This window comes from Nocardia sp. GCM10030253, from assembly GCF_042675075.1.
Lineage (GTDB): Bacteria > Actinomycetota > Actinomycetes > Mycobacteriales > Mycobacteriaceae > Nocardia.
Window position 1 is genome coordinate 475,404 of the sequence record NZ_JBHTDL010000007.1, and the last position, 23,046, is coordinate 498,449.

The following is a 23,046-nucleotide window of genomic DNA, read 5'->3' on the forward strand; positions in this document are numbered from 1 at the left end:
TGCCGCACCACGCTGGATACCTTCGCACGAGTGCCCCCGATATCGGGCATTTTGCCCAATATGTCGCATACACGCGACGGCCACGATCGTCCGCGCGTACGCGCTGGAAACCAGGACGGGTGAACTCCCGCCAGGAGTCCACCCGCTGCACCCGACGAACTACATCCTCACCGGCGAATGGACACCGGCGGCGACCGACGGGATCGGAACGGACTTTCCGTTCCCGATCCACGTTCCATGGGCCGAGCTCGACTACTGAACCCACCGGTCGATGGTGTTCGCGGCACGGACGGCGGCGGCGAAGGACGCCTCGCGTACGGAACGGCTTCGGCCGCAGGTCCATTCGATGCGGCCGTCGGCGCGGCATTCGCCGACCTGGCGCAGCGTCCGCCACAGCAAACAGGAATTGGTCGCCACCGTATTCTTCCGCGACCAACTGCCCCGGATCCAGACTGGAACGCCGATAGCCGGGAACGGCTCGCTCGATCTCGCATCGCACTGACGCGCCCCGCCATGTCGATCGTGCAGTCCGCAATTGGCCCGCGGCGTCGACGCCGCCCGGCCCGAAAATCTGCGAGACAATCTTCATGAAACTCCTTTGGGGTCAGATGTCGATTCCGGCCAGGACCGTTCGATGCACTGAAGTGAGGATCGGACGATCCTGACGACGACGAGCAAAGGATGCCGCTATGCGATACATGATGCTGATCCGCGTCGATACGTCCACCGCGCCCGCGGAGGTGCCGGACGACGCGATGATAAAAGCCATCGGCAAGGTGATCGAGGACATGACCAAGGCGGGGGCGCTGCTGGACACCGCGGGACTGCGCCCGATCACCGAGGCGACGCGGATCGCGCTGTCCGGCGGCAAGCTCACCGTGCTCGACGGGCCGTTCACCGAGTCCAAAGAGGTTGTCGGCGGATACTTCCTGCTGCAGGCCAAGTCGAAGGCGGAAGCGGTGGAATGGTCGTCGCGCTTCCTGGAGGCCCACGGGCCGGACTGGGAGGTCGACGTCGAAATTCGGCAGCTCGACGAGCCCGCCTGATCGGATTCGCCGCCGATGAGTCGTGAGCAGCCGTCCGAACAGCACACGGGTCGCGCCGTCGAGGCCGTGTGGCGGATGGAGTGGCCCCGCTTGGTCGCGGGGCTGACCAGGGTTGTCGGCGATATCGACTCCGCCGAGGAACTCGCCCAGGACGCGCTGGTGGCGGCGCTGGAGCAGTGGCCGCGCGATGGTGTACCACCGAATCCGGGCGGCTGGCTCATGCTCACCGCGAAGCATCGGGCGATCGATATGGTGCGGCGCAATCAGACCTTCGCACGCAAGGTCGCGCTGCTCGGTCACGAACTCGTGACCGAGCAGCAGGAGCAGCCCGGGCTGTCCGCCGCACTGGACCCGGATCTGGCGATCGAGGACGATCTGCTGCGGATGATCTTCACCGCCTGCCATCCGGTGTTGTCGCCGCAAGCGCGGGTGGCGCTGACGCTGCGCCTGGTCGGCGGCTTGACCACCGAGGAGATCGCGCGGGCGTTCGTGGTGCCGGAATCGACTGTCGCCCAACGTATCGTGCGTGCGAAGCGAACGATCGCCGCACGCCGCATCCCGTACGCGGTACCGCACGGCGCCGAACTGGCCGGGCGCCTCGACTCCGTGCTCGAGGTCATCTATCTGATCTTCAACGAGGGATATTCGGCGACCGCGGGCGAGGATTGGCTGCGCATCGAGCTGTGCGAGGACGCTCTGCGGTTGGCACGGATGCTCGCCAACCTGATGCCGGAAGAGGCGGAAGTGCACGGCCTCGCCGCGCTGCTGGAGTTGCAAGCCTCTCGATCCAGAGCCCGCGTCGGCCCGGCGAAAACCCCTGTCCTACTGGCAGATCAGGAACGATCCCGTTGGGATCAGCTGTTGATCCGCCGCGGATTCGCCGCGCTCGCCCGCGCCCACGCGGTCGACAGGAACCGAGGTCAGCCACCGGGCCGATACACTCTGCAGGCGGCCATCGCCGCGGTCCACGCCATGGCGCCCAGCTCCGAGCACACCGATTGGCGACGCATCGCGGGCCTATACGCGGTTCTCGCGGAACGCTTTCCGTCCCCGATCGTCGACCTGAATCGCGCCGTCGCGGTGAGCAAGGTACACGGCCCCGCCGCAGGGCTCGAACTCGTGGATACGCTCGCCGCAGCTGGCGCACTCGATACCTACCATCTGCTACCCGCCGTCCGAGGCGACCTGCTCGCGAGCCTCGGCCGCCACCGCGAGGCCCGCGCGGAGTTCGCCCGCGCCGCGGCGCTGACCGGCAACGACGCCGAACGCGCACTCCTGCTGAACCGTGTGACGGAGTGTGAGCGAGCAGCCAGCGAAGCGCCGAATGCCGAACCCACCGACCAGAGCTAGCGCACAGACCCCACGGTTCGGCGGTGGCCCGCTGTGGGCGTGCGTGCGGAACTCGGAGAGCATGCCTCGGGGCCAGGCTCGACGGATAGGCTGCCGAGTCCTCGGGGGGTCGGAGTTACGGACGTGGGCTTCCGTCCGATGCCCGCACCTCACTCACTACGAACAGCTCGCTCTTCGGCCTCGGCCAGCTCCTTCAACGTCAGCAGCTGTTTGCGCATCATGAACAGGTCACCGAGCGCCAGTGCCCGCGCGACGATCCGCGGTGCGCCGCACTGCATCCGCACCACGAGGCGGGTTCCGTTTCCCTCGGGCCGCACCGCGTAGGTGACGCAGATATTTCCGGTGACCAGCGTGATGTGCCTTCCGAGAACGAAGGACACCAGGTCGAACTGACCCATGAACCGTTGGCCCACTTCGAGCTCGGTGAGCTCGGGGTCGCGTCGGCGCGGACTGCGACGTCCGAAGCGGTCGAGCAGGTCGTAGCTGTAGGGCGCCACCCGCAACTGACACAACCAGGCGTAGACCACGTGCGGCGCCGCGTCGATGCTGATGGCCCGGTCCGCTTGCACCCCACCGGGTTCCAGCTCGTCACACGGCAATGGCTGCTCACACTCGGCCTCGGTGGCGCCCCAGACCAACCCGGGGATCATGCCGCGGCCGCGATTCGACGCAGCATCTCGCGCACGACTATCTGGTGACCGCCGGTGCCGATCACGAGCGCTCGGTAGATCTTGCCGTGCAGGCCGGGGAACTCCCCCCACGACCGGGCCCGCACCCGAGTCCGACCCGGCCCCTCTTCGTCGAGTTCGAAGACCAGCGCATAGCGCGAGAACCAGTGCCGACCCGACAGCGCCAGCCGGGCGGGCACCTCGGCCGAGTCGAGCACGAATCCGCCCGGCACACTGGCCGGGTCGGTCGGGTCCTTGCAGACGACTTTCAGCAGTGCTTTCCACGCCCGATCCCGATTCGCGTCGATCGATCTGGCATGCTCATCAATGTAGGGCAATCGCTCCATATAGAAGGAACGTACTAGTCGATGGCGCCACCCCGCAAGCACGACACCGATGTGATCCTCGACGCAGCACGCACCCTCGTGCTCGCCGATGGCCCTCGCGCGGCCAGCGTCGCCGCGATCGCCGCGGCAAGTGGCGCGCCGGTCGGCACGCTCTATCACCGCTTCGGAAACCGCAACGGGGTCCTCACCGAGGCGTGGTTGCGCGCGCTCGCGCGCTTCCAGGAGCGGGTCATGGCCGGTGCGGGCAACCAGGACCCGGTCGAGGCGGGGGTGGCGATGGCGGTGTCCGCCGTGCGGTTCGGCCGCGAATTACCCGACGACGCAAAGCTTCTGCTCAACCTGCGCCCGAGCGACCTGCTCGACGGCGGCCCCGATGCGGAGTTCCGCGGCCGCCTCGACGGCATGAACGCGCCACTCATCGAGCACCTGCGCCGCATCGCTCGCGACCTCTGCGGCCAGGACGGCGCCCGCGAGATCGACGCCGTCAGCCGCGCCGTCGTCGACCTGCCGTACGCGGCGCTGCGTCGCCACGCGCACGCTCGCGAACTACCCGACTGGCTCGACGCCGACCTCGCCGAGGCGGCTCGCACGCTGTTGGCGTCTTATCGACGCTGACGCACCCGACATTCGCCGCGACGGCCGAACGGCGAACGATGCCCGGCGCTATCCGGAAACCAGGTCAGTGGTGAGCTGGTCGAGCCCGTCGATCACGTGCGCGGCCAAGGCGAGCGCGTCCGGGGCGGGCGGGTATTCGGGCCGCGGAGCGGCGATCACCCGCATGCCCGCCGCATGTGCCGCGCGCAGCCCATTGCTCGAATCCTCCACCGCGGCACACTCGGTCGACTTCTGCCGCAGGAAGCCCGCGACGGCAACGTACACATCCGGTGCGGGCTTGCCCCGATCCACTTCCTCCGTCGAGAACGTGACGTTGAAGAATTCGATCAATCCAGTGCGGCCGAGCACCTTGTCGATCAGCGTGCGCGGCGAGGAGCTCGCCACACCGAGCGGCCACTGTTCGCTCATTCGCTGCACCGCCGCGACGGCGCCGGGCAGCAGCGGCACCTCCTGGTCGTAGTGGCTCGTCATCCGCTCGATCACGTCGTTGGCCACCGTGTCCGGCGATTCACCGACTCCGAGCTCACCGCTCAGATAATCCGACCACTCCCCCGTGCTCATGCCCATCAACCGCTGCTGTGTATCCGGTAGCCACCGTCCGCCCTTCTCGGCGACATAGTCGCGGCGTACCCGCTCCCACACCGGCTCGGAATCGATCAGTACGCCGTCCATATCGAAGACAACTGCGGTAATACGCATCGAGACAAAGCCTTTCGCCAGCCGCGCCGGTCGGTACCGATCGAATCGATCGCCCGCCGACGGTTTTCGGATTCTTCGGAAGACCTGATGGAGGAGCATCGTAGCCGGAAAAGATGCAAAACTCGGATTGCATGCCCCGGAATCGGCGACTTCTGCACACCGATATACCCACAATGCCATTGCGTCGACAGCGTTCCGCACCGGCCATCCGGCGCACTCGACTCACCGAACGATCCGGCGGCAACCTCGAGACGGTCGGCCGCGGTCGGCATCACCGACCGCGCGATACGGTCGGGCAGCCGCGACCCCGCTGAGCGAGCATTCGGCCGGCAACCTATAACGTGTTCTCATGAACGAACAGCAGGTCGGCGACTCGCTACCCAATCAACAGCATCATGAGGGCGGGTTCCGGCCGATGTCGGAGCTGATCAATGCGCACGATGAGCGCGACATCGATATCACTCGGGGCGGGCCGCATTACGGCGAGTTCATCGAGCAGGCGCGCAGCCTGATGGATCGCGTGCGGCTGGCCAGCCCCTCCGATGAGCTGGCGCTGGAGACGATCGGCGTCCTCAAGCAGCTCAACGACAAGCTGGACGCGGCGATTGTGGACGAGTGGTCCACCCCGACCTGGACCAGGTTCGATCTGCCCGCCCGTGGCAACATCACACTGCCGCCTTTCATGATCGACCACGCCGGGCCCGACGGTGTCGACGCCCGCGTCACATTCCGGACCTTCCACCTGGGCGGCAATAACGCCGCGCACGGCGGGCAGGTGGCCATCGGTTTCGACGATCTGCTCGGCATGGCCGCCGCGGTGCACGCGGGTGCGGTGACCAGGACCGCCTCGCTCACCGTGGACTACCGATCCATCACCCCGCTCAACACCGAGCTGAAGGTCCGCGCCTGGGCCGAACGTCAGGAGGGCCGCAAGGTATTCGTGCGTGCCACCCTGCACGACGGCGACCGGCTCTGCGCCGAGGCGCACGGACTGTTCATCGTGCTCAAACCCGGGCAAGCGTAAGGCGATAGTTCGCACGATCCGGCCTGCTCGCCATGAGTGCGCGGTCCAGGGCCGGTGGGCCGGAACAGCGCCCGACCCACCGAGTCGCTCACTTGCCGGAGAAGTGCTCGCTGCGATAGTCGGCGAAGCGCGCATCGACCTGATCGGCGGTCAGGCCGAAATCCTCCAATGTGTAGCGGTGCGCCGGACGCGCCGCACCAGAGGTGCTCGACGAATGCAGCGCCGCCATCGCCGATTCGGCCTCCGCGCTCAACGACAGATCGAAGTGCTGGTAGATCGAACCGACGGTGCCGATCGGGTCGGCGACGAAATCGTCGTAGTAGACGTCGCAGAACTGAGCGGCATTGTGGTGCTTGCGATCCGCGAGGAACCGGTCCGCTCCCCTGGCCCACAAATCCAACTGCGCCGCTCCGACAACGGGCCCGCGGAACTTCTCCGACCACCCGGCGGAAGCCTGCTCGTTGAGGCTGCACACCGACCCGATGATGGTCCGCGGATCCCGATGCATCTGGATGACGAGCGCATCCGGATACACCGCAAAGATCGCGTCCAACGCGAACAGGTGGCTGGGATTCTTCAGCACCCAGCGGCGACCCGCATCCGGCAAGCCGATCAGCTGCAGGTTGCGCCGATGCCTGCGATAGGCGTCGGTCCAATCCTGCTCGCGCAGCCATTCGGAGTAGCCGGGCAGATATCCCAGGCATTCGTAGGACACCGACATCGCCGACTGCCGCAGCAGCTGCCAGCATTCCTCCACCTGGTCGGCCGAAATATGGTGCACGCCCATGAATTCCGGATGCTCCACGTGGTGCTTCTCGAACGCGGCCTCGATCCGCTGGTAGACCGGATTGTCCGCCCACGTCTCGCGCGGCGGCCGCGGCTGCGGCATCTCGGTCAGCCACATCTCCAGACCCTGATGCGTGGGGTCCGCGTTGAGCAGCCGGTGCACCGCCGTCGTGCCCGAGCGCGGCAGCCCGGTCACGAAGATGGGCCGCTCGATGGTCACCTCGGCGTGCTCGGGAAAACGCTGCCACGCGGACTCGCTGAGCAGTCGCGCGATCAGCGCACCGCGCAGGAACGCGCGATTCACCTTGTTGCCGAAGGGGGTCAGCTCCGCGTCCTTGGCGTAGGACTCGAGCAATACTTGCAGGCCTTCGCGGTAGCCGTCGTCCCCGAAGTCGTCCAACCCCACGACCTTGGTCGCCGAGGCGTGCAGATCGTCGATGGTGCCGACGTCGTCTCTGCCGATCACAGTCATCTCCTCAGAATTGATGCGGGACAACCGCATTCGGTCAGTGGTGGTACTCGCCGCCGTTGACATCCAGGCATGCCCCGGTGATCGCCCGCGCCAGTGGCGAGGCGAAGAACACCACGGCATCGGCGATCTCATCGGGTTCGGGGAGCTTGCGCAGATCAATCGTCTTGGCCGTCTCGGCGTAGACCTCTTCGGCGGTGATCCCCCGCTGCTCGGCAAGGTAGTTGAAGTACCACTTCAGGTTGTCGGCCCAGATATAGCCGGGAGCAACGGAATTCACCCGGATACCCTGCGGCCCGAGCTCGGTGGCCAGGCTCTGCGCCAGCGCGAGCAGACTTGCCTTCGCCATCTTGTAGGGGCCGAAGGTGCGCCGCGAATGCCGCAGCACCGCCGAGTTGATCATCACCACCGAGCCCTTCGACTCGGCGAGCGCGGGCACGAACAGCCGGGTCAACCGCAGTGCGGCAAGCACATTCGTCTCGAACCCGGCGCGCACATCGTCCAGGTCGACGGTGGCGAGATCGGTGATCGGCGGAATCGCGAAGGCATTGTTCACGAGCGTGTCCACCCGGCCGAAAGCGCTCTGCGCCGTCTCGACCAGGTTGACGACGGCCGCTTCGTCATTGATGTCGGTCGGCACCACCACCGCCCGCCTGCCGAGTTCGGTGACCTCCTTGGCGACCTCGGTCAGCCGCGATTCGGTGCGTGAGGCGAGCACCACATCCGCACCCGCACGCGCACTCTGCACCGCGATCGCCCTGCCGAGGCCAGGGCCGACGCCCGAGACCACGACGACCTTGTCCTGCAACAACATCAGCCCAACATCCTTTCCGCCACGGCGACCTGTCGCGCCGCGATCCGTGCCCGCCACTGTTCCGGCGTCACCCGGGCCTGTTCGTAGAACGGCAGCCGCTGCGGCAGTTCCGCGAGCGACACCACCTCCACCGTCGGCCCGTCTTCCGGCTTCATCTCCCGCGCCAGCCGCTGCCAGCGGAACTGCAGATATCCGCGCGCGTGGCCGGTCCGTTCGATCCAATTGGCCAATCCGGGATCGTGCTCGCTGACCACAAGCCGAATCATGCCGTCGGGATCCACCTGCGCCTGATCGGCGGTGAGGCTGGTCTGGTGGTTGATGTAGTCCAGCGACAAGTACCACATGCTGCCGAGTTGGAAGCCCTGATAGGGCGCATCGGATTTCGGCACCGTGATGATCATGACCTGATCGTCGTCGAGTTCGTAGTGCCCCGCCGAGGAGAACTGTGTCGTGAGTCCGCCAGGGGTGGACCGCGGCTCGGTCATCGTATTGACGGGCAGGTTGAGGTAGAACCACTTCGGGAAGGCGAGGAAGGTGTTCAGCCGCGACAGCAGCATTTTTCCCGCCACGCCGTAGCGCTTGGTCATCAGGTCTTTGGTCAGCGGCGGCGGTGCGTCGCCGATCCGGTCCACCCGCTGAATGCGGACGGTGCCCGGCTTCTCGGTGGCCCAGTCGCTGTAGACCTCGCGAATCACGAGCATGGCGGAGTCCGAGGCGAGATGGACATATCCGGGGCGCGCTTCGCCGGGTCCGAGGCGCAGCTCGTACGAGCCGTCCGCGGCGACGTCGATCGAGCGGTCGTCGAATGCGGTGAGGCTGTCGGGGACGTCCACCGGCGAGTAGTCGCCGTTGAGTACCTGGAAGCTCAGGTCGCGGGTGCTGCCGCGCTTGCCGGTCACCACATATTCGGCGTCGGGTCGCAGGTAGGAGTGGAAGTAGAGGGTGTCCGGGTTGTCCAGGCCCATCTTCGTGTACGGCCCGGTGGACTGAACGAAGAACGGGAAGTCCCGCTCATAGGCCCAGGCCATCTGGATGGCCGCGCGAATGCTGCCCGCGAGGTAGTCGTAGCCCTCGACGAGATCCTGTTCGGTCCGGATATGTGGTGCGCCGGTGATGATCTGCTCGGCGGCGGCGATGGCGTCCGCGAACGGCTGTGTCAGCAAGAGGCATCCTGTTCCAAATATGTACCACTCTGGTACATTTCAATACGAGCAAGATTAGAACGTGTTCTAGGAGTGGTCAATGGTTGCCCGTAGATCCGCCCCCACCCAGCGGGTGGTCCAAGTGCTGGATTTCTTCGTCGAGCAGCGCGGTAAACGCTTCGGCCTTTCCGAGCTGGCCCGCGAGCTCGACCTGGCGAAACCGACCTGCCTCGGCATCCTCACCGAGCTCAGCGCGGGCGGCTACCTGGTACGCGATGCGCACACCCGCACCTATGGCCTCGGACCCGCGCTGATCGCCGCGGGCCGGGTCGCGCAGGACAGCTTCGCCATTTCCGCCATCGCGCGCGTCGAACTGGAGAAACTCACCGCGGAATATCGCACGACCTGCACCGCATCAGCAGTGGTCGGCGAGCAGATCACGGTGCTGGAGAGCACCGGGCCCGGCATGGTCAAGGTCGGCGCGTCGTATCTGTTCGCGCCGCCGGTCGGGCTGATGTACGTGCTGTGGGATACCGACGCGGCGTTCGACGCCTGGCTCGCCAAACCGTCGACGGTGCCACTGCAGCAGGATGTGGCCCGGCTGCGCCAGGTCGTCGCGGACTGCCGAGAGCGCGGCTACCTGGTAGAAAGCCTGACCGGCGCCGGCCGCCGGTTGTACTCTTTGCTCGCCGGGGTCGCCGCCCGTGACCTGCCGGAAGAGGTGCGTGAACTCGTCGGCGAGCTGGTCACCAGCCTCGGCGAACGAGTGCATCTCGGCACTGATCTGCGACCACGCAAGGAACATCCGGTGAGCCTGCTCGCCGCACCGACCTACGGCGGCGACGGCAGGCAGAACATGGTGCTCACCATGTACGTGGGCACCTCCATCACGGGTGCCGAAATCGCTCGCCGTGGCGCCGCTCTCGTGTCCGCCGCCGATGCGGTGACCGACGCATCCGGCGGACGCAAACCCTGACCACCCCATTGACCAATGACCGAAACGTGTTCTAGTTTTGGGGCGTGAGCCAGTACGCAAAGTCGACGGCGAGCACCTACGAGCTGCCACATCTTGACGCACTCGAGGCCGAGTCGGCACACATCTTTCGTGAAGTCGCAGCGACATTCGAACGGCCGGTGCTGTTGTTCTCCGGCGGCAAGGACTCGGTGGTGATGCTGCACCTCGCGGCCAAGGCCTTCTGGCCCGCGCCGCTGCCGTTCCCTGTCATGCACATCGACACCGGGCACAATTTCGACGAAGTGATCGAATTCCGCGACCGCACGGTGGCACAGCTCGGCCTGCGGCTGGTGGTCGCCCGGGTGCAGGACGACATCGACGCGGGCCGCTCGGTCGAGGAGACCGGGCCGCGCGCTTCTCGAAACCGCTTACAGACCAATACCCTGCTGCGCGCCATTCGGGAGCACACCTTCGACGCGGTATTCGGCGGCGCGCGGCGGGACGAGGAAAAGGCCCGCGCCAAGGAGCGCGTGTTCAGCTTCCGCGACGAATACGGTCAGTGGGATCCGCGCAACCAGCGGCCCGAACTATGGAACCTCTACAACGGACGCCACCGCCCGGGCGAGCACATCCGGGTGTTCCCGCTGTCGAACTGGACCGAGCTCGATATCTGGCACTACATCACCGCCGAGCGGATCGAACTGCCGCCGCTGTACTACGCACACCGTCGCCCGGTGGTGCAGCGCGACGGGATGCTCCTCGCGCACACCCGCTTCCTCGAACTCCTCGACGGCGAGCAGCCCTACGACACTACGGTGCGGTTCCGGACGGTCGGCGACGCGACCTGCACCGGATGCGTGGAATCGACGGCGGCCACCCCCGACGAGGTGGTCGCCGAGGTCGCTGCTACCCGCGTGACCGAACGCGGCGCGACCCGCGCCGACGACCGCATTTCCGAGGCAGGCATGGAAGACCGCAAACGAGAAGGTTACTTCTGATGACGACGACAACCCTGTTGCGCCTCGCCACGGCGGGCAGCGTCGACGACGGCAAGTCCACCCTGATCGGGCGGCTGCTTTTCGACTCCAAGACGATCTTCACCGACCAGCTCGCCGCCGTGGAGCGGACCAGTCGCGATCGCGGCGACGACTACCCCGATCTGGCGCTGCTCACCGACGGCCTGCGCGCCGAACGCGAACAGGGCATCACCATCGATGTGGCGCATCGCTATTTCGCAACGCCTCGACGGAAATTCATCATCGCCGACACACCCGGCCACATCCAGTACACGCGCAACATGGTCACCGGCGCCTCCACCGCCGACCTCGCACTTATCCTGGTGGACGCCCGCAAGGGCATCGTCGAGCAGACGCGGCGCCATGCCTTCCTGGCCAGTCTGCTCGGCATCCCGCACTTGGTGCTGTGCGTGAACAAGATGGACCTGGTCGACTGGTCGCAGGAACGCTACGAAGAGATCCGCGACGAATTCGCCCAGTTCGCAACCAAACTCGACGTCGCCGATCTCTCTTTCCTTCCGATGTCGGCGCTCACCGGCGACAATATCGTGCACCGCGGCACCGGCATGCCGTGGTACGAGGGCTCTCCCTTGCTGCACCACCTGGAGGAGGTGCACATCGCTTCCGACCGCAATCTCATCGATGCGCGGTTCCCGGTGCAGTATGTAACCCGCAGGCACGCCGAGGATTTCCGCGGCTACGCGGGCACCATCGCGGGCGGCGTATTCAAGCCAGGTGACGAAGTGGCCGTGCTGCCTTCGGGATTCACCAGCACCGTCGCGGCGATCTGGGGACCGGGCGGCGCCCCGGTCGCCGAGGCGTTCCCGCCGCAAGCGGTGACGATCCAGCTCACCGACGAAATCGACATCGCCCGTGGTGATCTCATCTGCCGCCCGGCCAACCGCCCGCACGTCGGTCGCGACCTCGACGCCATGGTGTGCTGGTTCACCGAGGAGTCCGAGCTCACCGCCGGTGCGACATACACCATCCGGCACACGACCCGCACCGCCACCGCGGAGATCCGCACCCTCGACTACCGCCTGGACGTGAACACACTGCACCGCGATGAAACCGCGGAGTCCTTGTCGCTCAACGAGATCGGCCGCATCCAGTTGCGTACCAGGCAGCCGCTGTTGTTCGACCCGTATCGCCGCAATCGCACCACCGGCAGTTTCATCCTCGTCGACGAAACCACCAACAACACCGTCGCTGCGGGCATGATCACCGGCCCGAGCCTGCCGTCCTCGCGCGTGGTCTGGCATTCCACCGCCGTCGGCCGTGACGAGCGCGCCACCCGCGGTATGACCGTCTGGCTGACCGGACTGTCCGGCTCCGGAAAGTCCACCGTCGCTGTCGAACTCGAACGCCGTCTGGTCGCGGCGGGCCGCCCCGCCTTCCTATTGGACGGCGACAACCTGCGGCACGGCCTCAACTCCGACCTCGGCTTCGCCACGGCGGACCGCGTCGAAAACGTCCGCCGCGTCGGCGAAGTCGCCCGCCTGTTCGCCGAAGCCGGTGTGGTGGCGGTGGTTTCCCTGATCAGCCCCTATCAGGCCGACCGCGACCGAGCCAGAGCCGCCCACGAAGCAGCGGGAATCGACTTCGTCGAGGTCTTCGTGGACACCCCCCTCGACATCTGCGAATCTCGCGACCCCAAGGGCATGTACGCCAAGGCACGCGCAGGCGAGATCCGCGGCTTCACCGGCATCGACGACCCATACGAGATCCCGGCCAACCCAGAGCTGGTTTTGCGTCCCGGCGACGGAGACCCCGCCACTATGGCCGCCATTATTCTCGCCAGGCTGGCGGATCTGGACTGACGCGACGCTTCCCGACCCATCGCAGGGCCGCCGGGCGCTTCCGGTGGCTTCGCGATGGTCGAGATCAGCGGTGAGCACACGCGGTCCAAGTAAGCCGCGCACCCCCGACCTCGAGTGGGACTGTGCGAGGGCCGCCACTTCTCGCGGGCCCGACTCGAGGACACTGGCCGCTCTCAGGCGCTGGTTGCCTCCAGTGCGGCGCCGAACCAGGCGAACACCGGTGCCAAACTTGGTGGGACCGGCCAGCCGTTGATCACGGCCAGCAAGTGCCAATAGCGTTCGGTCCGAACATCTCCGGCGACTTCGAGGCGAGTTCGCAGCCAGTGCCGCAACGCGGCATCGTCAGGGCGGTCGAAGGTGACCGCATACCGTGCCGCGAGTTCGTCGACGATCGGTTTCGCCTCGGCGGAGTCGGGTGCGATATCAGAGGCCAGTGCGTGCTCGACCCGGTCGCGCACCACGTCGGTCAGTTCGTGATGCAGGCCGGTGGTGTCGCCCTCGGCGCGCTGGGCCGCCTGATATTCGGCCATTCGGCGTACCGCCGAACGGAAGTCCGCGTCCTGGGCGAGTTCGGCGAGCTCCACCCATGCTTCGACCTGAGCAGGTTCCGGATCATCCGGCAGCTGCGGCATCGCGGAACGAATCAAGTCGACGAATGCGGGATTCGCGTCCACACCGCCGAAGGTGTCCTCGACGAAATCGCTGATCAGTCGGCGGCGCTCGGTGTCGGAGAGCGTGGCGAGTTTGTGCATGAGTTCCATCTCCTCTGGGGTCGAGCCCCGCTCGGCAATCGCCCGTAGAACTGTGCGCCGCAATCGAAGTGTGCGGATCTGCAGTTCGATCGCTGCCGCATGCGAGGCAGCGACCTCGGGCAACGACCGCGTCCGCTCCAGCACCTGCCGGACGGCCGCAAGATCGACGCCCAGATCGCGCAGCGTCCGCACCAGCTGCAACCGAGCCAGCGCATCAGTGTCGTAGAGCCGATAACCGGCGGGGCTGTGCGTGGACGGCGGCACAACACCGCTGTCGGAGTAGAACCTGATCGTCTTGACGGAGAGCCCGGTCCGTTCGGCCGTCTCCCCGATCGAGTAAAGCGTGTCGCCGTCCATGCACTCACTCTCACGTCTCCCCCATATGGAGACTCAAGCCCAGTTGGCCTGGCCAATTACGGACAAGCCCATACCACCGATAGTTAGGCTAGGCTAAGTCAGCACGCATCCGAGTATTGCCGTCGGAGAGGACCAAGCGATGGGCACGAATGTCGATCTGGACGGCGTCCCGGAAACCATGCTGTGGACGCTCTACAACCGCGCATCCGAAGCGAAGCGCGCCGACGGAATCCTCCGCGATCCGGACTGCGTGCGAATCTTCGACGCCCTCGACTACGACTACCAGCACGCGTTCGGCGCGCCGGACGGCACCCATGCGGTCCGCTCGCGCGCCTTCGACACAGCGTTGCGGCCGTGGCTGGCCACCCACCCCGGCGGCACGGTCGTCGAACTCGCGTCCGGACTGGAAACCCAGTTCCAGCGCTGCGACGACGGAAAAGTGCAGTGGCTGTGCGTAGATGTGCCCGAGGGCATCGAGCTGCGTGCCCGGTTTCTGCCGTCGAGCGACCGCTGCCGGTACCTCGCGATGAGCGCGCTCGACCTGGCCTGGCTGGATGAGGTCGACCCGGCCAACGGCGTATTCATCACCGCCCAAGGGCTTTTCATGTACTTCGAGGAAGCGGACGTGCGGCGCCTGTGCACAGCGATCTTCGACCGATTCCCCGGTGTCGAGCTGATGTTCGACACCATCCCACCGTGGTTCTCCCGAAGGACGATGAAGGGCTTCCGAAAAACTCCGAACTACACCGCCCCACCGATGCCATGGGGAGTCGAACGCAGCCGCATCACAAAACTGTTGCACGGCTGGAGCCCTCGAGTAGCCGAAGTCTCCCTCTCTTCATTCGGCCCATCCCGCGGCCCGCTGGCAGTGAGCATGCCCCTCTTCGAGAGCCTCCCCCTGCTACGCGATATCCCGCCCACCATCGTGCGAGCGAAAAGCTTGTAGCAGTCCGTGATTCACGACGAATCAGTATCCGGACTACCGCCTGCCTAACAAGGGCCCCGCTCCGGTGACGGATCGGGGCCATTGCTACAGCTCACTAGGGGCGATTGAACTCGCCGTCACGAGCTCCGGCGACGAACGCATCCCACTCGCCCGGAGTGAAGACCAGGGCGGGACCGGTAGGGTTCTTGGAATCTCGGACCCCGACCATGCCCCCATCGAGAAACGCGACTTCCACACACTCCTGGTTAGCGGAGCTGCGGCTGCTCTTGAACCATTGTGCTCCCGATAGATTGACACTCACCGGGTCAACTCCTCTGAAATCTCGAGGATGAGGTTGCGGCTTGCCTTCTCATCCAGTGCCACGCGCTGAACGTCAGCATAGGCGTCTCGGTACCGGTCGACCTCATCTGGCTTCTCCAGGTACAGCGCCCCGGTGAACCCTTGAACATAGATAACCGGCGGTTCGGTGAGCTTCGCCGTTGGATGACGCGGAAACTCCAGCAAGATGAATGAGCCGACGCTGGCACCTTTGTGCAATCCAGCCGCCAGTGGCACAACTCGAACCGAGACGTTGGGAAGGTGGTCTGCCTCGACCAAATGCCTGAGCTGGTCGGACATAATCTGTGGAGAGCCCGCGACGCGACGCAACACCGCCTCATCAAGGAGAACATTCACGGTCAGCGGATTCGTCTTGCTCGCCAGCCGCGCCTGCCTGCGCGTGTGAATCTCGATCCGGCGCTCGACCTCGCTGGTTGCCATGGCCGGAATCTCGGTCCAAATCATCTGTCGCCGGTACTCGGGGGTCTGCAGCAGCCCCGGAAGCAACGTCACCTGATACGCGCTGAAGCGCTTGGCAGCATCTTCGAGCCCGACGTAGAGGTCGAAGTGCTTCGGGATGGTGTCGCCGTACGCATGCCACCAGCCCTTACCTTGCGATTCCTCGGTGAGGCCCAGCAGAACGTCGGTGGTTCGGTCGTCGACGTCGTACATCTGGGCTAGGTGGGTGATGAACAGTGGATTGATACGAGTCGGCTGCCCCGTCTCCATCCGCCAGAACGTCTGCTTCGATACACCGATTGCTTTGCGGGCGGTCTCCGCGGCGATACCGGCCGCTTCCCGCCGTTCCCTCAACAGGCGGGCAAGTATCCGGCGTGGGAGTGTCGAACCTGTGCTCATCGTGGCGGCTCCAAAAGGTTTGCTAGCGACTGCCGTTCGTACAGGAACCAATCTTGCCGTCACTGTGGAATCTGGTACACACATTGGCGAAAAGACGCTGAGGAACGTTCCCCAGCGGCCGTAGCAGTGCTGAACTGGTGGTACGCCAGGCAGGGACGACTCCCTCCTTCATCAGGAGCCGTCTCGTCCTCCGATGTCAGTTAGGGCCGGGCGTACTCAATTCACTGCCGCGACCAGGGGGTCCCTATGCGTGCGCCCGCCGTTTCCGAAGAGCTTCTGCACCAACTTCATTACCTCAGAACCGCGTGTGGGCTACCGGCCCATGTCGACGAGCGGGGGCGGCTGGCGGTCGCCATCGGTGGCAAGGTTCGAGCGGCTGATATGCCCGAGTACTGGGGATATCGGGTGAAAGACCTTCTCGCAGAGCGAGGTTTGCTCGGTCCGGTTTTGTGGCGTCCGATGCGTCGGCTTACGTTTCTGACCGGGGCGTATCCGCCCGAGCTCGCCGACAACTATCGAATCAGCTTCACGCTGCTGAAAACCGGATCGGCGATCATCGCGCCGAACGACATCCTGATCTTGCCGTCGCCGGATGATGACAGTCGCGGGTGGCTCTGTCCGATACGAGATCAGTTCCGGCCCAGCATGATTACCGTCTTAGGCGCGTTGGTCGAGTGTGATGGGCGGGGCGCGTGATGAGTCCTGCCCTCATGCTTGTGCCGCCCTGGAATGACAACCACTCCGAGCTGAAAGACAAGCTGCGCCACGATAACCCGCACTGGGCAGTGTCAGGCCGCAGCAGCTGTGAGCTTGCGCTGTCTACGCATTCGCGTTGTGAGGTCGGGGTGTGTGCGACGGTGACGGCAGCATTGATCGTAGCCAGGCAAAACTTTCAGTACTTCCGCGACCGTGGCCGGTGACTCCAGGGCAGCACGACGAGCCCGACGTCCACTTACAGGTCGACCTCCACGGCACGATCCTCGATTTCGCCGCCCGCAAGAGCGCCGCCGAGCGACTGCTTGCCGACGAAGAACTACATCACTACCTGGACTGCGTGCGCGTCCTACCCGGCGATGGCTGTGGTCTACCTCGCCTCCCGTGCGAACGACTGTATATCGGACCGTGGATTCACCGCTGAGCTCCCAGCGTGGAACAGCATGGGGAACAACACAACCGAGAGCCTGGCAACCAACGCATGGTCGGCCTAAGAGTTGCCCCTGCGCGGGAATTCTTTCCCTGGCTCCACGACGGTCACGAACGTATCGGCGGGGCTCCCGGGCCGCTCGGCCACAACCGGGAACTGCCCGGTGTGATCGTGGCGAATCTCCGCTATTTGCAATACTTTCCGTCGGGCCAGAAACCATCCGCCGACCAAGGCCGGGGCCAGGACCACCGCCGTCACGATCACTGCGGCGCGCTGCACCACATCGTCACTGAATGCCATCAGGACGACCACGCTCGCAAGGAACAGCAGAGTCGCCACGTTCGTATAGGGTGCGCCGGGCAACCGGAAGTCCGGACGCCGCACTACCCCACTGCGCCACCGCCGCCAAAGCTTCAGCTGGCAGAGCAGAATCGTGGTCCACGACACGATGGTGCCGAGTGCCGATACATTCAAGACGATCTCGAATGCCTTCTCCGGCACCACCGCGGCGAGGCCGACCCCGACCAAGGCGATCGCGCCGGTCGCGAGGATTCCGATGTAGGGCACCCCGGTGCGCGACATTCGCGACGCCGCGGTGGGCGCGCTGCCGTTCATCGACATCGATCGCATGATCCGGCCGGTCGAGTACAGCCCGGCGTTGAGGCTGGAGAAGGCCGCGGTGAGCACAACCAGATTCATCACCGATCCGGCCGCCGGCACACCGATTCTCGCGAAGAACGTGACGAACGGACTCTCACCGGACCGGAAGGCCGTGTAGGGCAGCAGCAGCCCGAGCAGGATCAGCGAGCCGACGTAGAACAGCCCGATGCGGGCGATGACGGAGTTGATGGCCCGCGGCATGATCTCCGCCGGGTTCCGCGCCTCACCGGCCGCGATCCCGACCAGTTCGACTGCGGCATAGGCGAATACGACACCGGTAGTAACCGTGACGAGCGGTAGTAGACCGGTCGGGAACAAACCGCCGTGATCTGCGATCACGCCGACTCCGGTGGGTTCACCCTGAATAGTGAAGCGGGAGGCCAGCAGTATCGAGCCGATAACCAGGAACGCGACCAGCGCGACGACCTTGATCAGCGCCACCCAGAATTCCAGTTCCGCAAACCAGCGCACCGAGATCAGGTTGGTACTCACGACCACGATCAAGGCGATGAGCGCGATCAGCCACTGCGGGACGGCAGAGAATGCGCCCCAGTAGCGGACATAGGTCGCGATGGCCGTGACATCGACGATGCCGGTCATGCACCAGTGGAAGAAGTACGTCCACCCGACGGCGAAAGCGAGCTTCTCCCCATAGAACTCGCGAGCATGGGAGACGAACGATCCGGAGGACGGGCGATGCAGCACCAGCTCGCCGAGCGCGCGCAGGATGAAGAACACGAACACGCCACACACTGCGTATACCAGGAACAATCCGGGACCGGCGCCGGCCAGGCGCCCGCCTGCGCCGAGAAATAGACCCGTACCGATGACTCCGCCGATCGCGATCATCTGCAACTGGCGCGTGTGCAGCGATTTGCGGTAGCCGACATCCTCCGCGTGCAGTGCGTCCGAGAGTGCGGATAGCTCCACAGGTCGCCGTATTGGACTCAAGACCAGGCCTCCTGTGGTTGAAATCATACCGTGAACAAATGTAACGTTATTCAACGGGCCGTTCAACCGCTGGAATAATGTGCCGTTGGTCCACGACATCATTACCCCGTCGTGCCAACTGACAAACCACCGTCCGCCCCGCCCTGGCATCGCGTCCGATCGGTTCGGAAGTCACATCGACGAACGCATGCGCCGCGAGTTCGAGCGAAAGGCCGGGGATCCCCAAACTTCCGACAGCGCCGGCACGGCTAGCAGCACCATCGCAGCAAGACGTCGCACAATCGGCACGACAGCGCGTTCCACCTCAGGATGCGCCAGAGCTCCTTCACGATGCGGGCCGACAGCGCTTGGCGGGCGATCATGAGGCCGACCCGGCCTGGCTGCTGCTCACCGACTGGCTGTGCAGCGACTTCCAGGGGCGCGCCCGCCTGCCCGGCACACCGACCCGCGAGGACGTCATCGCCCTGTACGAGTCGCAGACCGGCTGGCAGGTACATAATCTGAGATTCAGCGAAATCCTCTGCGCGGTACTACTTTCCGTCCCCCTGTTGCGAATGTCGAGCTACCTCGCCATGGGTGATCTCTCTCGAGTCTGCGCCGCACACCTGGACGAACTGCTCACCGAAGGCGGCTGACGCGCGAACTGTCCGACCTTCGCCGGGGCGCACATATCGACGTCGGCTCTGTCGCTCGAAGCCGAGGCCGTCGCGGGTACCGGGCCCAGCGGCCACGCGTTGATCGATCCGGTCCGAGGCCGACGAGGTCGTGGGCACGATAATGGTCATTATGACGGATTCGTTGCTGCATGAGCGGTTTCCCGAGCTGACGGAGACACTGCCGTTTCTGCGGCTCGGTGTGGCACCCACACCGGTCAAGGAGGTGGATCTCAACACCTGGATTCGGGTGTGGTGCAAGGACGAGAGCGGGTATGGATCCGGCGGCTGGGGCGGGAACAAGATTCGTAAGCTGGAGTGGTTGCTGCCGGAGGCACGGCGACGCGGCGCTCGCACCATCGTCACCGTCGGCGGTACGGGGACCAACTGGGGTCTTGCCACGGCTCTGTACGCGCGCGAGCACGGCATCCATACCGCGCTCGCGCTGGTCGACCAGCCGGAGGACGATCATGTGCGCGAACAGCTATTGCGCTTGAAGGCCTCGGGCGCCACCCTGCATTTCACGCACACCAAGCGGCGCACCATCCTCAGCGCTCCCTGGTTGATGCTGCGGCACACACGCGGCCGTACCCTCCCGTATCTGCTGCCCGCGGGTGGATCGTCACCTATCGGGGCACTCGGCTATGTCGAGGCGGCGCTGGAGCTTGCCGATCAGGTCACGGCGGGCGCCCTCCCCGAGCCGACACATCTGGTGACGGCCGTCGGATCCGGTGGCACGGCAGCCGGTCTGGTCCTCGGCCTTCGCCTTGCCGGATTGCGGACCCGGGTCCTCGGCGTCGTCGTCAACGACACACTCCCCCTCGACGCCGAGCACATTATCGGACTGGCGGCCCGAGCCGAGGGCGTACTCCGTTCACGCGGCGCCCATTACGCCCCGCTCGGGTTGCACTCCGACGATGTGACCATTGTCCGCGATTGGATCGGCCCCGGCTACGGCCACAAAACCCCGGCCGCGGTCGCCGCGCAGAAGCTCGGTGCCGCAGCAGGCTTGGAGCTGGAACCCGTCTACACAGCAAAGGCTTTGGCCGCACTCACCGATCTCGACGCCCGCAGCGAATTGGGTGATGGCCCGATCGTCTTCCTCAACACCTATGGACCGAGGCGGCCTTGAGCTTCAGCGCGGTTCCGGGTCCAGACCCAGGATGACCTCCAGCACGTCACGCAGCCGATCGACATCGCCCCGGATACCCGTCACCGCATCCTGATACAGAAATGCTTCGATGAGGCGAACCAGCGCATAGGCGAAAGTGGCTGTGTCCAAACGATTCTCATAACCCTCGACCACAGCGACGTCGATCAGACCCGCGACCGCGGCGACCACCTTCGGCTGCACCGGCCCATCGCTGGTGGTGATGATCCGGCCCGCGGTGGCCTGTTCGGTGGCGATGAAGTATCGATACGGTTGGTTGCGCGCGAGCCATCGCGCCACCCGGTCCAGCATCCACAGCACCCGCCGCGCGCCGGTTCCGACACTGCGCATGCGGGCCGCCTCGACCATGCGGTTGAACTCGGCAACCATCACCGCGCCGAGCAGTCCGTCTCGCGACCCGAACCAGCGGTAGATGGTCGCCCGCGACAAACCGAGCTCGGCCGCGATCGCCTGCACGTCGACGCGCTCCGAGGCCAGGAACTGGGCGCTCGCGGCGTCGAGCACCTGCTGCTGGGTCGCGGCCGCAGGCCGACCCACCGGCCTGGCGGCTCCGGATGTGGCAGTCATCGCAACCCCCACACAAATTCGCGACACATGCGTAGTAACGTACCAAATCGAATAGATCGGCTGTGCGGCCGCTTGCGACTGCTTGCAGATCGCTCGAAAAGTCCGCGGAAGGATGTGCCCGTGCGCTCGACATTGATCTCCCGCAGGGACCTGGATTTCCTGCTCTACGAATGGCTGCGGGTCGAGGAGCTCACCGCGCTGCCGCGATTCACCGAGCATTCCAAGGACACCTTCGACGGCTTCCTCGACCTATGCGAGGAGCTGGCCACGCGGCATTTCGCACCGCACAATAAACTCAACGACGCCAACGAGCCGACCTTCGACGGCGAGCGGGTCACCATCATCCCCGAGGTGAAGGCCGCGATCGAGGCGTTCACCAAGGCGAATCTGATCGGCGCCGCGATGGACGAGGAGATCGGCGGATTGCAGCTGCCCGCCACCGTCGAAGCGGCCGGATTCAGCTGGTTCCAGGCAGCCAATGTCGGCACCACCGGCTACCTATTCCTCACTGTCGGCAATGCCAATCTCCTTGCCGCGCACGGTACTCCGGACCAGATCGAGCGTTTCGTCAAGCCCATGGTCGAGGGTCGGTTCACCGGCACCATGTGCCTGTCCGAGCCGCAGGCCGGTTCCTCGCTCGCCGATATCGTGACGCGCGCGGAGCCCCGACCCGATGGCACCTACCGGCTTTTCGGCTCGAAGATGTGGATCTCCGGCGGCGATCACGAGCTGACCGACAACATCGTGCACCTGGTGCTCGCCAAGATTCCCGGCGGCCAGGCGGGCACCAAGGGCATCTCGCTGTTCATCGTCCCCAAGTTCCTCGTCGACGACGATGGTTCGCTCGGCCCGCGCAATGATGTGGCGCTGGCCGGCCTGAACCACAAGATGGGCTATCGCGGGACCACCAATACGGTGCTGAATTTCGGCGAAGGCAAGCACACCCCGGATGGCACGCCCGGCGCCGTGGGCTATCTCATCGGTGAACCGCACCGCGGCCTGTCCTACATGTTCCACATGATGAACGAGGCGCGCCTCGGCGTCGGCCTCGGCGCAACGGCGTTGGGCTACACCGGGTATCTGAAATCCCTCGACTACGCCCGCGAACGCAAGCAGGGCCGTTCGGTCACCGCCAAGGACCCGGCAGCGCCGCAGGTTCCGATCATCGACCATACCGATGTCCGGCGAATGCTGTTGGCGCAGAAGGCTTATGTCGAGGGCGCATTGGGACTGCTGCTCTACTGCAACAGACTCGTCGACCTGCGGCGCACCGCCACCGATACCCAGACGCGGCGCGACCACACCCTGCTACTGGAAATCCTGACCGGCGTCGCCAAGAGCTGGCCGTCGCAGTGGTGTCTGGAGGCCAACAATCTCGCCATCCAGGTACACGGCGGCTACGGCTACACCCGGGAATACGACGTCGAACAGCACTACCGCGACAACCGTCTCAACCCGATCCACGAAGGCACCCACGGCATCCAAGGCCTGGACCTGTTGGGTCGCAAAGTAATCCAGCACGACGGCGCCAGTCTGCGGCTACTCGCCGCGCAGATCGAACAGACCGTGATGGCGGCCGCCGAAGCAGGCGGCGAGTGGACCGAGTTCGGCGGCCAGCTCGACGCGTCCTGGCAGCGCCTGCTCACCGTCACCGGATGGATGTTCGGTTCCGGCGACATCGCCGCGGCCATGGCGAATTCCAGCGTGTACCTCGAAGCGTTCGGCCACATCGTGGTCGCCTGGATCTGGCTGGAGCAGGCTATCGCCGCGCACGGCCGCGAAGGCGACTTCTACGAGGGCAAGCGCGCGGCGGCCCGCTACTTTTTCCGCTACGAACTGCCCAGGACCGGACCGCAATTGGATCTGCTCGAGCTGATGGACCGCACCACGCTCGACATGCAGGACGCCTGGTTCTGAA

General features: G+C 65.4%; 25 protein-coding genes. 13 read left to right on the forward strand and 12 right to left on the reverse strand.

What is annotated here, in order from left to right; all coding sequences use genetic code 11:
* Nucleotides 1–252 precede the first annotated feature (252 nt).
* Nucleotides 253–417, reverse strand: a complete 165-nt coding sequence (locus tag ACFQZZ_RS18180; RefSeq protein WP_378681640.1) for a hypothetical protein — start codon at nt 415–417, stop codon at nt 253–255.
* Between the two features lie 272 nt (nt 418–689).
* Here ACFQZZ_RS18180 and ACFQZZ_RS18185 point away from each other — a divergent pair, with 272 nt between their 5' ends.
* Entirely contained in the window at nt 690–1,046 is a 357-nt protein-coding gene (locus tag ACFQZZ_RS18185) for a YciI family protein (RefSeq protein WP_378681643.1), read from the forward strand.
* Nucleotides 1,047–1,061: 15 nt separating this feature from the next.
* Nucleotides 1,062–2,396: an RNA polymerase sigma factor gene (locus ACFQZZ_RS18190; RefSeq protein ID WP_378681646.1), complete on the forward strand. Its 1,335-nt coding sequence runs from the start codon at nt 1,062–1,064 to the stop codon at nt 2,394–2,396.
* A 149-nt stretch (nt 2,397–2,545) separates the two neighbouring features.
* Here ACFQZZ_RS18190 and ACFQZZ_RS18195 read toward each other — a convergent pair whose 3' ends face one another.
* Together ACFQZZ_RS18195 and ACFQZZ_RS18200 are read right to left on the reverse strand one after the other, a co-directional pair.
* Nucleotides 2,546–3,046: a hypothetical protein gene (locus ACFQZZ_RS18195; RefSeq protein ID WP_378681649.1), complete on the reverse strand. Its 501-nt coding sequence runs from the start codon at nt 3,044–3,046 to the stop codon at nt 2,546–2,548.
* Complete coding sequence (locus tag ACFQZZ_RS18200; RefSeq protein WP_378681651.1) at nt 3,043–3,411, reverse strand: hypothetical protein; 369 nt, start codon at nt 3,409–3,411, stop codon at nt 3,043–3,045. Before ACFQZZ_RS18200 ends, ACFQZZ_RS18195 begins: the two co-directional genes overlap by 4 nt.
* Nucleotides 3,412–3,432: 21 nt before the next feature.
* On the opposite strand from ACFQZZ_RS18200, the gene ACFQZZ_RS18205 reads away from it, so the two are divergent.
* Nucleotides 3,433–4,026 (forward strand): TetR/AcrR family transcriptional regulator, encoded by a 594-nt coding sequence (locus tag ACFQZZ_RS18205; RefSeq protein ID WP_378681654.1) that lies wholly within the window; start codon nt 3,433–3,435, stop codon nt 4,024–4,026.
* 48 nt (nt 4,027–4,074) lie between these two features.
* Here the strand turns inward: ACFQZZ_RS18205 and ACFQZZ_RS18210 are convergent, their stop codons facing one another.
* Nucleotides 4,075–4,725: an HAD family hydrolase gene (locus ACFQZZ_RS18210; RefSeq protein WP_378681657.1), complete on the reverse strand. Its 651-nt coding sequence runs from the start codon at nt 4,723–4,725 to the stop codon at nt 4,075–4,077.
* A 349-nt stretch (nt 4,726–5,074) separates the two neighbouring features.
* Here ACFQZZ_RS18210 and ACFQZZ_RS18215 point away from each other — a divergent pair, with 349 nt between their 5' ends.
* The gene (locus ACFQZZ_RS18215) at nt 5,075–5,749 is read left to right on the forward strand and encodes a PaaI family thioesterase (protein WP_378681660.1); all 675 of its coding nucleotides are present in this window, start codon (nt 5,075–5,077) and stop codon (nt 5,747–5,749) included.
* An 88-nt stretch (nt 5,750–5,837) separates the two neighbouring features.
* Here the strand turns inward: ACFQZZ_RS18215 and ACFQZZ_RS18220 are convergent, their stop codons facing one another.
* From ACFQZZ_RS18220 to ACFQZZ_RS18230, 3 genes are read right to left on the reverse strand one after another with little or no spacing between them, the layout of a single operon-like run.
* Complete coding sequence (locus tag ACFQZZ_RS18220) at nt 5,838–7,001, reverse strand: sulfotransferase family protein (RefSeq protein ID WP_378681663.1); 1,164 nt, start codon at nt 6,999–7,001, stop codon at nt 5,838–5,840.
* A gap of 40 nt (nt 7,002–7,041) precedes the next feature.
* Nucleotides 7,042–7,818 (reverse strand): SDR family oxidoreductase, encoded by a 777-nt coding sequence (locus ACFQZZ_RS18225; protein ID WP_378681666.1) that lies wholly within the window; start codon nt 7,816–7,818, stop codon nt 7,042–7,044.
* On the reverse strand, nt 7,818–8,981 hold the full coding sequence (locus ACFQZZ_RS18230; RefSeq protein WP_378681669.1) for a hypothetical protein: 1,164 nt from the start codon (nt 8,979–8,981) through the stop codon (nt 7,818–7,820). Before ACFQZZ_RS18230 ends, ACFQZZ_RS18225 begins: the two co-directional genes overlap by 1 nt.
* Before the next feature lie 79 nt (nt 8,982–9,060).
* Here ACFQZZ_RS18230 and ACFQZZ_RS18235 point away from each other — a divergent pair, with 79 nt between their 5' ends.
* The 3 genes from ACFQZZ_RS18235 to cysC are packed head-to-tail and all read left to right on the forward strand — an operon-like array spanning nt 9,061 to nt 12,751.
* Complete coding sequence (locus ACFQZZ_RS18235; RefSeq protein WP_378681672.1) at nt 9,061–9,936, forward strand: helix-turn-helix domain-containing protein; 876 nt, start codon at nt 9,061–9,063, stop codon at nt 9,934–9,936.
* Nucleotides 9,937–9,980: 44 nt separating this feature from the next.
* On the forward strand, nt 9,981–10,913 hold the full coding sequence (cysD, locus tag ACFQZZ_RS18240; RefSeq protein ID WP_378681675.1) for a sulfate adenylyltransferase subunit CysD: 933 nt from the start codon (nt 9,981–9,983) through the stop codon (nt 10,911–10,913).
* Entirely contained in the window at nt 10,913–12,751 is a 1,839-nt protein-coding gene (gene cysC / locus ACFQZZ_RS18245) for an adenylyl-sulfate kinase (protein ID WP_378681678.1), read from the forward strand. Before cysD ends, cysC begins: the two co-directional genes overlap by 1 nt.
* Nucleotides 12,752–12,924: 173 nt before the next feature.
* On the opposite strand, the gene ACFQZZ_RS18250 is transcribed toward cysC, so the two are convergent.
* A complete protein-coding gene (locus ACFQZZ_RS18250; protein ID WP_378681681.1) occupies nt 12,925–13,860 on the reverse strand; it encodes a MerR family transcriptional regulator in 936 nt (311 codons plus the stop codon).
* 139 nt (nt 13,861–13,999) lie between these two features.
* Here ACFQZZ_RS18250 and ACFQZZ_RS18255 point away from each other — a divergent pair, with 139 nt between their 5' ends.
* Nucleotides 14,000–14,806, forward strand: coding sequence for a class I SAM-dependent methyltransferase (locus ACFQZZ_RS18255; protein WP_378681684.1), 807 nt, complete (start codon nt 14,000–14,002; stop codon nt 14,804–14,806).
* Between the two features lie 94 nt (nt 14,807–14,900).
* Here ACFQZZ_RS18255 and ACFQZZ_RS18260 read toward each other — a convergent pair whose 3' ends face one another.
* Entirely contained in the window at nt 14,901–15,107 is a 207-nt protein-coding gene (locus ACFQZZ_RS18260) for a DUF397 domain-containing protein (protein ID WP_378681687.1), read from the reverse strand.
* Complete coding sequence (locus ACFQZZ_RS18265) at nt 15,104–15,982, reverse strand: helix-turn-helix domain-containing protein (protein ID WP_378681690.1); 879 nt, start codon at nt 15,980–15,982, stop codon at nt 15,104–15,106. The genes ACFQZZ_RS18260 and ACFQZZ_RS18265 overlap by 4 nt, the downstream gene beginning before the upstream one ends.
* A 246-nt stretch (nt 15,983–16,228) precedes the next feature.
* Between ACFQZZ_RS18265 and ACFQZZ_RS18270 the strand changes: the two genes are divergently transcribed.
* Nucleotides 16,229–16,678, forward strand: a complete 450-nt coding sequence (locus ACFQZZ_RS18270) for a hypothetical protein (protein WP_378681693.1) — start codon at nt 16,229–16,231, stop codon at nt 16,676–16,678.
* Nucleotides 16,679–16,898: 220 nt separating this feature from the next.
* Nucleotides 16,899–17,120 carry a hypothetical protein gene (locus ACFQZZ_RS18275; RefSeq protein ID WP_378681696.1) on the forward strand — a complete coding sequence of 74 codons (222 nt, stop codon included), beginning with the start codon at nt 16,899–16,901 and terminating at the stop codon, nt 17,118–17,120.
* Between the two features lie 66 nt (nt 17,121–17,186).
* Here the strand turns inward: ACFQZZ_RS18275 and ACFQZZ_RS18280 are convergent, their stop codons facing one another.
* Nucleotides 17,187–18,737 (reverse strand): amino acid permease, encoded by a 1,551-nt coding sequence (locus ACFQZZ_RS18280; protein ID WP_378681699.1) that lies wholly within the window; start codon nt 18,735–18,737, stop codon nt 17,187–17,189.
* Nucleotides 18,738–19,084: 347 nt separating this feature from the next.
* Here ACFQZZ_RS18280 and ACFQZZ_RS18285 point away from each other — a divergent pair, with 347 nt between their 5' ends.
* Nucleotides 19,085–19,372, forward strand: a complete 288-nt coding sequence (locus ACFQZZ_RS18285; protein ID WP_378681702.1) for a hypothetical protein — start codon at nt 19,085–19,087, stop codon at nt 19,370–19,372.
* A 151-nt stretch (nt 19,373–19,523) separates the two neighbouring features.
* Nucleotides 19,524–20,522 carry a 1-aminocyclopropane-1-carboxylate deaminase/D-cysteine desulfhydrase gene (locus tag ACFQZZ_RS18290; protein ID WP_378681705.1) on the forward strand — a complete coding sequence of 333 codons (999 nt, stop codon included), beginning with the start codon at nt 19,524–19,526 and terminating at the stop codon, nt 20,520–20,522.
* Nucleotides 20,523–20,525: 3 nt separating this feature from the next.
* Here the strand turns inward: ACFQZZ_RS18290 and ACFQZZ_RS18295 are convergent, their stop codons facing one another.
* Nucleotides 20,526–21,128 carry a QsdR family transcriptional regulator gene (locus tag ACFQZZ_RS18295; RefSeq protein ID WP_378681707.1) on the reverse strand — a complete coding sequence of 201 codons (603 nt, stop codon included), beginning with the start codon at nt 21,126–21,128 and terminating at the stop codon, nt 20,526–20,528.
* A 120-nt stretch (nt 21,129–21,248) separates the two neighbouring features.
* Between ACFQZZ_RS18295 and ACFQZZ_RS18300 the strand changes: the two genes are divergently transcribed.
* Nucleotides 21,249–23,045 carry an acyl-CoA dehydrogenase gene (locus ACFQZZ_RS18300; protein WP_378681710.1) on the forward strand — a complete coding sequence of 599 codons (1,797 nt, stop codon included), beginning with the start codon at nt 21,249–21,251 and terminating at the stop codon, nt 23,043–23,045.
* Nucleotide 23,046 lies beyond the last annotated feature (1 nt).

Excerpts from the sequence above, each read along its gene's own strand:
- ACFQZZ_RS18225 (WP_378681666.1), bottom strand. The coding sequence starts at position 7,818 with ATGTTGTTGCAGGACAAGGTCGTCGTGGTCTCGGGCGTCGGCCCTGGC.
- ACFQZZ_RS18295 (WP_378681707.1), bottom strand. The coding sequence starts at position 21,128 with ATGACTGCCACATCCGGAGCCGCCAGGCCGGTGGGTCGGCCTGCGGCC.
- ACFQZZ_RS18250 (WP_378681681.1), bottom strand. The coding sequence starts at position 13,860 with ATGGACGGCGACACGCTTTACTCGATCGGGGAGACGGCCGAACGGACC.
- ACFQZZ_RS18210 (WP_378681657.1), bottom strand. The coding sequence starts at position 4,725 with ATGCGTATTACCGCAGTTGTCTTCGATATGGACGGCGTACTGATCGAT.
- ACFQZZ_RS18205 (WP_378681654.1), top strand. The coding sequence starts at position 3,433 with ATGGCGCCACCCCGCAAGCACGACACCGATGTGATCCTCGACGCAGCA.
- ACFQZZ_RS18215 (WP_378681660.1), top strand. The coding sequence starts at position 5,075 with ATGAACGAACAGCAGGTCGGCGACTCGCTACCCAATCAACAGCATCAT.
- ACFQZZ_RS18185 (WP_378681643.1), top strand. The coding sequence starts at position 690 with ATGCGATACATGATGCTGATCCGCGTCGATACGTCCACCGCGCCCGCG.
- ACFQZZ_RS18290 (WP_378681705.1), top strand. The coding sequence starts at position 19,524 with ATGACGGATTCGTTGCTGCATGAGCGGTTTCCCGAGCTGACGGAGACA.
- ACFQZZ_RS18265 (WP_378681690.1), bottom strand. The coding sequence starts at position 15,982 with ATGAGCACAGGTTCGACACTCCCACGCCGGATACTTGCCCGCCTGTTG.
- ACFQZZ_RS18200 (WP_378681651.1), bottom strand. The coding sequence starts at position 3,411 with ATGGAGCGATTGCCCTACATTGATGAGCATGCCAGATCGATCGACGCG.
- ACFQZZ_RS18195 (WP_378681649.1), bottom strand. The coding sequence starts at position 3,046 with ATGATCCCCGGGTTGGTCTGGGGCGCCACCGAGGCCGAGTGTGAGCAG.
- ACFQZZ_RS18190 (WP_378681646.1), top strand. The coding sequence starts at position 1,062 with ATGAGTCGTGAGCAGCCGTCCGAACAGCACACGGGTCGCGCCGTCGAG.
- cysC (WP_378681678.1), top strand. The coding sequence starts at position 10,913 with ATGACGACGACAACCCTGTTGCGCCTCGCCACGGCGGGCAGCGTCGAC.
- ACFQZZ_RS18235 (WP_378681672.1), top strand. The coding sequence starts at position 9,061 with ATGGTTGCCCGTAGATCCGCCCCCACCCAGCGGGTGGTCCAAGTGCTG.
- ACFQZZ_RS18270 (WP_378681693.1), top strand. The coding sequence starts at position 16,229 with ATGCGTGCGCCCGCCGTTTCCGAAGAGCTTCTGCACCAACTTCATTAC.
- ACFQZZ_RS18255 (WP_378681684.1), top strand. The coding sequence starts at position 14,000 with ATGGGCACGAATGTCGATCTGGACGGCGTCCCGGAAACCATGCTGTGG.